The sequence below is a fragment of the Chromobacterium aquaticum genome (genome assembly GCF_021129195.1).
In the GTDB taxonomy this organism is placed as follows: Bacteria; Pseudomonadota; Gammaproteobacteria; order Burkholderiales; family Chromobacteriaceae; genus Chromobacterium; species Chromobacterium aquaticum.
Genome location: NZ_JAJOHW010000002.1, coordinates 1 through 7079, shown reverse-complemented (window position 1 = coordinate 7079; position 7079 = coordinate 1). Strand labels below are relative to the sequence as shown.

The 7079-nt window shown below is 59.1% G+C and carries 9 protein-coding genes; 4 read left to right on the top strand and 5 right to left on the bottom strand.

Annotated features, from left to right (window positions below; genetic code table 11):
• Positions 1-268: transposase (locus LQT98_RS00065; protein WP_231460683.1), on the top strand; the 268-nt coding region annotated here is incomplete at its 5' end.
• A 254-nt stretch (positions 269-522) separates the two neighbouring features.
• Positions 523-726: a cold-shock protein gene (locus LQT98_RS00060; RefSeq protein WP_048410048.1), complete on the top strand. Its 204-nt coding sequence runs from the start codon at positions 523-525 to the stop codon at positions 724-726.
• 158 nt (positions 727-884) lie between these two features.
• Here the strand turns inward: LQT98_RS00060 and LQT98_RS00055 are convergent, their stop codons facing one another.
• Both LQT98_RS00055 and LQT98_RS00050 read right to left on the bottom strand, forming a co-directional pair.
• On the bottom strand, positions 885-1397 hold the full coding sequence (locus LQT98_RS00055) for a hypothetical protein (protein WP_231460682.1): 513 nt from the start codon (positions 1395-1397) through the stop codon (positions 885-887).
• 531 nt (positions 1398-1928) lie between these two features.
• Positions 1929-2513 carry an HD domain-containing protein gene (locus tag LQT98_RS00050; RefSeq protein WP_231460681.1) on the bottom strand — a complete coding sequence of 195 codons (585 nt, stop codon included), beginning with the start codon at positions 2511-2513 and terminating at the stop codon, positions 1929-1931.
• A gap of 693 nt (positions 2514-3206) precedes the next feature.
• Between LQT98_RS00050 and LQT98_RS00045 the strand changes: the two genes are divergently transcribed.
• Together LQT98_RS00045 and LQT98_RS00040 are read left to right on the top strand one after the other, a co-directional pair.
• Positions 3207-3542 carry a hypothetical protein gene (locus tag LQT98_RS00045; RefSeq protein WP_231460680.1) on the top strand — a complete coding sequence of 112 codons (336 nt, stop codon included), beginning with the start codon at positions 3207-3209 and terminating at the stop codon, positions 3540-3542.
• Between the two features lie 89 nt (positions 3543-3631).
• The gene (locus tag LQT98_RS00040; RefSeq protein ID WP_231460679.1) at positions 3632-3985 is read left to right on the top strand and encodes a hypothetical protein; all 354 of its coding nucleotides are present in this window, start codon (positions 3632-3634) and stop codon (positions 3983-3985) included.
• Positions 3986-4250: 265 nt separating this feature from the next.
• Here LQT98_RS00040 and glmS read toward each other — a convergent pair whose 3' ends face one another.
• The 3 genes from glmS to LQT98_RS24150 are packed head-to-tail and all read right to left on the bottom strand — an operon-like array spanning position 4251 to position 7066.
• Positions 4251-6080 (bottom strand): glutamine--fructose-6-phosphate transaminase (isomerizing), encoded by a 1830-nt coding sequence (gene glmS, locus LQT98_RS00035; RefSeq protein ID WP_231460678.1) that lies wholly within the window; start codon positions 6078-6080, stop codon positions 4251-4253.
• On the bottom strand, positions 6080-6871 hold the full coding sequence (locus LQT98_RS00030; RefSeq protein WP_048410101.1) for a DeoR/GlpR family DNA-binding transcription regulator: 792 nt from the start codon (positions 6869-6871) through the stop codon (positions 6080-6082). The genes glmS and LQT98_RS00030 overlap by 1 nt, the downstream gene beginning before the upstream one ends.
• A 45-nt stretch (positions 6872-6916) precedes the next feature.
• Positions 6917-7066, bottom strand: a complete 150-nt coding sequence (locus tag LQT98_RS24150; RefSeq protein WP_407928924.1) for a helix-turn-helix domain-containing protein — start codon at positions 7064-7066, stop codon at positions 6917-6919.
• Positions 7067-7079: the final 13 nt, after the last annotated feature.

Here is a 7079-nt window from a genome sequence, read left to right as displayed (position 1 = left end):
GCAAAGCCTGCTGTGCGACAGCGGCTACGTGGGCCAGCCCTTCGCGCAGGGAGTGCGGGAGATTCTGGGCGGGTATGTGACGGTACAGATTGCCAAGAGAAGCGAGTTGCATACGTTCAAGGTGATGCCCAAACGATGGATTGTTGAGCGCAGCTTCGCATGGTTGGAAAAGAGCAGAAGGCTGTGGAAGAACTGCGAGCGGAAGCTGAATACCAGCTTGCAGTTCATCCACTTGGCTTTCCTGGCTCTATTGCTCCGGAGATCGTAAACAGGTTCTTAGAACCCGTGCAAAGCCTCCAGAGCGGGTGGGACGGTTTTTCCGGCAATTTTTCCGGCAATTTCAAAAGCTACTATTGACATGCTCGCGACTTTCCTATAAAAAGTCCGGGCAGGATTTTCAAGCGTCATATCTATCGATACCTCGTTGCCCCTCAAGTGGTCTTCATTGTTTCCTTATCTATTCCTTGATTATCATGCCAATTCGATAATTTTATTGTCCTTAACAGACATATGGAGTCCACTATGGAAACTGGTACCGTTAAATTTTTCAATGACGCAAAAGGCTTTGGCTTTATCACCCCGGACAATGGCGGCGACGATCTTTTCGCTCACTTCTCCGAAATTCGCGCGGATGGCTTCAAATCCCTGCGCGAAGGTCAAAAAGTAAGCTACACCCGCGCAATGGGCCAAAAAGGCCCGGCAGCGACCGCGATTCAGCCGCTCTAAGCATTACAGCGTCTAAATAGCAAAAGCCCCATATGGGGCTTTTCGTATTTTAAAAATAAGACCTGCCTCAAGGCAGGTCTTATTTATTGGATAGCAGAAGTGCACGCCGCACCCCTGCCAACAGCCGGCCCCACAGGGCCGGCTGCTGCTCCTCCGGCTTAACGCTTCTTCTTGCGCCGTGGGTTGCGCTGCACCGCGTACAGCTCATCCAGGCTCAGATAGAAGCGCTGCACCGCCTCCACATGCCGCACCAGGTCCACCTGTTGCGCTCCCAGGTTCAACAACATCTCCAGATAGTTGAAGAAGCATTTGCAGAGGCTGCGGTGATGGCCGCGATCGCTGAAATCCATATCGCTGGCGATGCGGAACAACAAGCCGCGCGCGGAGTGCTGGCGGTTGAGTTTCAGCAACTGCGCCAGGTGAGCCGCGTACTGCCGACCCAAGGCGCAAGCTTCGAACTCATCCTTGGCTTCCGCCGGCTGCCAGTAATGCGGATGAGTGCGGCCTTCGATACGGCGGATGAAGGGCAGGCTGAGGTCTTTGGCTTCGCTGCCGGCAAAGCGGTAGCGCGAGCGCGGCAACAGCGGCGCGAGTGGAGATGCCCGGTTTTGGGCGTGAGTGGGGGACGAAGAGAGATCGATGCCAAGCACCGGACGGACAGGCTTTACCATTTGCAACCTCCTGAGCAGAAGGGCCCAGCCGCAAGGCGGCAGGGCGGGCACATGACAAGAGTTAGTCTACCGGTGAACCACTGCAAAAGCCGGCGCGCCCGCGAGGGCGCCACTTGCCACGGCCCGCCCGAATAGGCAAAGCAATGGCAACGGATACGCTGTGAAAAAGCGCATCCGCGGCAGTGATTCATATTCGGGAGACTAAACCCGAGCGCCGCGATTGCTGCGGCGCGGAGGCTATTGTTGGGGAGGCGCGGGAGAGCGTCAAGCCGGCGACATCCGGCAAGACGGAAATAGCCACGGAGCGCGCGGGATGCAAGCCATCGCTTGGGCGCAGAAGCCGATTTGAATAGCGTTACAAGCCGCTAACAAAACTCAGTTTTACGCGCAACACAGCATCAGGGGTAGCGGGTCTAAACAGGCTGCTTAGAGCCGCTAACAAAACCTCGCAGAGAACCTGAGCCAAGGCACGCCGACGCAGGCAGTACCAGTTGTACGACAAGGAGGCACAACGCAGGATCAGGGGTTTTGTTAGCGGGTCTTAGCAAAATGCCGGCGCACCCACTGCTCGCACAGCAGCCAAAGCTGCGGCGCACCCTTTTGGATCACCGGGCCGTAACGGGACAGCACCTGCTCCAGCGAAACATCGTTCTGCGTCCAGGTCCCGCCACCGGTAAAGACATTGATCAGCAAAGGCTGGAAACGGTCCAGCGCCTTGGCGAAACAGGCATCGGCGCTTTCCGCGCGCTCAAACTCCCGCCACAAGGCCAACAGCTCAGCGCCCTGCTCCGCCGGCAACAAGCCAAACAAACGCTCCGCCGCCCTCGCCTCCGCCTCCGCCTGCGCCCCAGGCACGGCCTGGCCGTGGATGGGAAAATCGCCGGCATCCACCTCCACCACATCGTGCAACAGCAGCATCTTGATCACCCGCTCGGTGTTGACCGGACCGCTGGCGTAATCGCCCAGCAGCAAGGCGTACATCGCCAAATGCCAGGAATGCTCGGCCGAGTTCTCCCGGCGGCTCTGGTCCAGCAACGGCGATTGCCGCAGCACCGACTTCAAGCGGTCTATCTCTCTCAGAAAATTCAGTTGCCGTTCCAAGGCCGATACTTGCATCGCTTATCCCGCATTCAGATTTGTTTCGCCACGGAGGGGGATTATAGCCTTGGTCCGGATCTGCTCCACCATGGGATGAGGGAAAACAGCCGCGCCTTATTGCACAGGTTGGGATGCGCAGGAAGACAGTTCTGGCCAAGGAGCCAAGATCGATCTCTCTGTATCCTTATCGTCCAGAGCGGCTGTTCGCGGTGGCTTATCGTCGGCCATAGCCGCCTTGTCGATAACCGCCTGCTGCATGTCGGCTCCCGATCTAAAGAGGTCGATACTGGTTAGCAACAGATATCGGCGCTAACCGAAACTACGGACTGGACATCAGTCTTTAGGAAGTGATTGCACTCTGAGGTAATGCTGCCGGGTGTGGTTTGGAGCAAAGAAATTTAGAAGGTATCAAGCGGGCTGGTCACAACTTGGATCACCTGCAGCGCATGGGTATAAATCACGGTGGGCTGCAAGCTGTGATGGTCTATTTTAGCGAGCCCACTTAGAATAATGCCCAATCTTAAAATCAACACCGACGCGCTAAAGCGAGCCGGTTATTTTTAACGCTAGGTCATGGATAGAAACGCACTCTGCCTTGTGAAGTTAAAGGCAACTTGGAGCCAGTACCATTCGGGCACTTGATCTTGCGCGGCACAGTCCCAACCAAGTAACGATACCCTCCTGCCAGTTAACTAGGACATTTCGATATTTATGAGTCCTTCTGACTTTGATCCCGATCTCGAAGATCTGCACAACAAATCGGTAGGTCGCCTCATACCCTCCGAGGGTTTTGATACCGCAGCGTTTGCGCGACTATATGACTATCTTTGTAATAAGGCGGAGCTGATCAAGTCCGAGCATGTCGTCTCAAAGCAAGTGATGATAGTGCTGCTATCTGCACAAAGCTCAATCGAAAACGCAGCTCAGTACAATCCTCAAGCGAAGGAGAACTTGTCGCTCGCGAGCAAGTTCTCATTATTGCTGGGCCTCATCGCCATAGGTGAGAGTCCACGGGATAGACAGCCGGGAGTTCCGCGTCTTGTTTAACCGCGCATCCAACCCTGCCCCCAAAGCTACGCTTTGGGCACTTCCGCTGCACTCCGGCGCCAGTGACTTCCAACGTTAGAGCGTATCAAATGCACTTCGTCCGCCTCGGAGATTTTCTAGCTGCATCAATGATCACAGGCCCAAAGCACAACCTATTGCAGATTCGTCTGGGTACGGGGGTGCAAGGAACACCGGCCTGCGAATACCTGCCACCTCATGGGGAATGCCAGCATGAGCCGCTGATCGAGGAGGCAATTATTGCTCACGTCCTCGAAGGCATTGCTGAAGCGAATTCGCGGCTAGGAACGTCCCATACCGTATCGCACATCCGGTATGTTCAGAACGACACCAAACCAGAAGTTGTTTATGGCTACATTGCTCTCAAGATCATTGAACATTTAGACGCGGGTGGCGTGTTCCAAGAGAGCCCAAATGCACCCTAACTCGTCGCTCAAGCCGATTCGCATCGGCAAACCGCCACTCGCAGCTCAGCCTCAGCATTGAGACAAATTAAACACGAAGTCGTTATAACCGATCGAAATCTCGTCTGCGAGGAGCAGCTTTGGCCGAAAAGCGGGCATCTAAAGAATTGATACGACAGAACAAAGAAGAAGGGGCCAGCGGCCCCTTCTCTCTTGTCAGACTCCGACAAACTTTCTTCAGATCCGACGGACTTTATTCGCTCTAGTCAAACACCATCCACAAACCTCACTCCACCGTCACGCTCTTGGCCAGATTGCGCGGCTTGTCGACGTCGGTACCGCGCGCCAGCGCCACGTGGTAGGCCAGCATCTGCACCGGGATGGCGTGCACCACCGGGCTGAGCACGCCGACATGGCGCGGGGTGCGGATCACGTGCACGCCGTCGGATTCGCTGAAATGGCTGTCCAGGTCCGCGAAGACGAACAGTTCGCCGCCGCGCGCGCGCACTTCCTGCATATTGGATTTCACTTTTTCCAGCAGCGCGTCGTTGGGGGCGATCACCACCACCGGCATGTCCTCGTCCACCAACGCCAGCGGGCCGTGCTTGAGTTCGCCGGCCGGGTAGGCTTCGGCGTGGATGTAGGAGATTTCCTTCAGCTTGAGCGCGCCTTCCAGCGCGATGGGGAAATGCAGGCCGCGGCCCAGGAACAGCGCATTGTCCTTGGCGGCGAACTTGTCGGCCCAGGCCTTGATCTGCGGCTCCAGGTTCAGCGCGTGCTGCACGCTGCCCGGCAGGTGGCGCAGTTCGTCCAGGTAGCGCGCCTCGTCGGCGGCGCTGACCCTGCCGCGCACCTTGCCCAGCGTCACCGCCAGCGCGAACAAGCCCACCAATTGGGTGGTGAAGGCCTTGGTGGAAGCCACGCCGATTTCGGCGCCGGCGCGGGTGAAGAACACCAGTTCGCTGGCGCGCGGAATCGCGGATTCGCGCACATTGCAGATAGACAGCGCGTAGCGGTGGCCCAGTTCCTTGGCGTATTTCAGCGCTTCCATGGTGTCCAGCGTCTCGCCGGATTGGGAGATGGTGGTCACCAGGTAGTTGGGGTTGGCCCAGGCGTCGCGGTAGCGGTATTCGCTGGCGATTTCCACGTCGCACTGCACGCCGGCGATGGTTTCGATCCAGTATTTGGCGGTCAGGCCGGCGTAGTAGCTGGTGCCGCAGGCCAGGATCTTGACGCCTTCCAGCTGCGGCAGCACTTCGCCGGCGCGCTCGCCGAACAGCTCGGGATTGAAGCCGTAGTCCTGCACCGCGTCTATGGTGTCGGACAGCGCCTTGGGCTGTTCGTGGATTTCCTTCTGCATGAAGTGGCTGTACGGGCCCAGTTCCAGCGAGGCCAGCGACACGTCGGACACATGCACCGGGCGCTGCGCCGGCTGGTCGTCCTTGTCCAGCAGTTCCACGCCGTCGCGGGTCAGCCGGCCGATGTCGCCCTCTTCCAGGAAGATCACACGGCGGGTGGCGGACACGATGGCGGAGACGTCGGAGGCAATGAAGTTTTCGCCATCGCCCAGGCCCACCAGCAGCGGGCAGCCCATACGCGCGCACACCAGTTCGTCCGGGCGGTCCACCGCGATCACGCCGATGGCGTAAGCGCCGGTCAGCTCGCGGCTGGCGCGTTTGACCGCGTCGAACAGGCTGGCGCCGGCCTGGTAGTAGTGATGCACCAGGTGGGCGATGACTTCGGTGTCGGTCTGGGATTCGAAGGCGTAGCCCAGGCCTTTCAGGCGCTCGCGCTGCTCTTCGTGGTTTTCGATGATGCCGTTGTGCACCACGGCGATCTTGCCGAAGGATACGTGCGGGTGGGCATTGGGTTCGGTGACGCCGCCATGGGTGGCCCAGCGGGTGTGGCCGATGCCCACCTGCCCTTGCAGGCTTTCTTCCGCCGCGGCGTTTTCCATCTCCGCGACGCGGCCGACGCGGCGCACGCGACGGATGGCGTCGCCGGCCAAGACCGCCACGCCGGCGGAGTCATAGCCGCGATATTCCAGCCGCTTCAGGCCGTCCACCAACACCGGAACCACATTACGCGCCGCGATGGCGCCGACAATGCCGCACATTACTTTCTCCTTGGACTATCAGTGGGCGAGGACGCGCAGATCAGCGCAATGCCCTTCGCCTGAATTTGGGTTCTGGCCTCCGCCGACAAGGCGTCGTCGGTCACCAGGGTATGGATGCGCTCCCACGGCAATTCCAGATTGGGGATGCGCCGGCCTATCTTTTCCGATTCCACCATCACGATGACTTCGCGCGCCACTTCGGCCATCACCCGCGACAAGCCCACCAGTTCGTTGAAGGTGGTGGTGCCGCGTTCAAGATCGATGCCGTCGGCACCGATGAACAACTGGTCGAAGTCATAGGAACGCAGCACCTGCTCCGCCACCTGGCCCTGGAAGGATTCGGAATGCGGGTCCCAGGTGCCGCCGGTCATCAGCAGCGTCGGCTCGTTCTCCAGCTCGCGCAGCGCGCCGGCCACGTTCAGGGAATTGGTCATCACCACCAGGCCACGCTTATTGCCCAGCAGCGGAATCATCGCGCTGGTGGTGGTGCCGCTGTCTATGATCACGCGGTTGTGGTCGCGGATGCGCTCGGCGGCGGCGCGGGCGATGGCTATCTTTCGTTTTGAAACCTGTTCCGCGTCTTCCTCAACCACCATCTCCGACGGCAAGGACACCGCGCCGCCGTAGCGACGCAGCAGCAGGCCGCCGGTTTCCAGCAGGGCCAGGTCTTTGCGTATGGTCACTTCAGAGGTGGAGAAACGCTTGGTCAGCTCGTCCACGCTGACCTCGCCGCGTTCCTGCACCAGGGCGGCGATGGCGTGACGGCGTTGCTGAGTGTTTCGCTTGGTCATTTTATGTTTCGTTTCGAAAGTTTTGCGATGATAGCAGCGCAATTTCTAGCGCGCAAGCGGACCCATCAGACCCAGCCGCCGCATCCGCGACACCAGCGTGCTGCGCGCCAGTCCCAGTTGCCGCGCGGCGGCGGATACATTGCCCTGATGCGCGGCCAGCGCGGCCTGGACCTGCTCGGCTTCGCGCGCGCGCAGCTGGCCGCGCAGG

Bases quoted from the DNA above. Each gene is read 5' to 3' on its own strand.
- LQT98_RS00060 (WP_048410048.1), top strand. From the start codon at position 523: ATGGAAACTGGTACCGTTAAATTTTTCAATGACGCAAAAGGCTTTGGC.
- LQT98_RS00055 (WP_231460682.1), bottom strand. From the start codon at position 1,397: ATGGTAAAGCCTGTCCGTCCGGTGCTTGGCATCGATCTCTCTTCGTCC.
- LQT98_RS00050 (WP_231460681.1), bottom strand. From the start codon at position 2,513: ATGCAAGTATCGGCCTTGGAACGGCAACTGAATTTTCTGAGAGAGATA.
- LQT98_RS00045 (WP_231460680.1), top strand. From the start codon at position 3,207: ATGAGTCCTTCTGACTTTGATCCCGATCTCGAAGATCTGCACAACAAA.
- LQT98_RS00040 (WP_231460679.1), top strand. From the start codon at position 3,632: ATGCACTTCGTCCGCCTCGGAGATTTTCTAGCTGCATCAATGATCACA.
- glmS (WP_231460678.1), bottom strand. From the start codon at position 6,080: ATGTGCGGCATTGTCGGCGCCATCGCGGCGCGTAATGTGGTTCCGGTG.
- LQT98_RS00030 (WP_048410101.1), bottom strand. From the start codon at position 6,871: ATGACCAAGCGAAACACTCAGCAACGCCGTCACGCCATCGCCGCCCTG.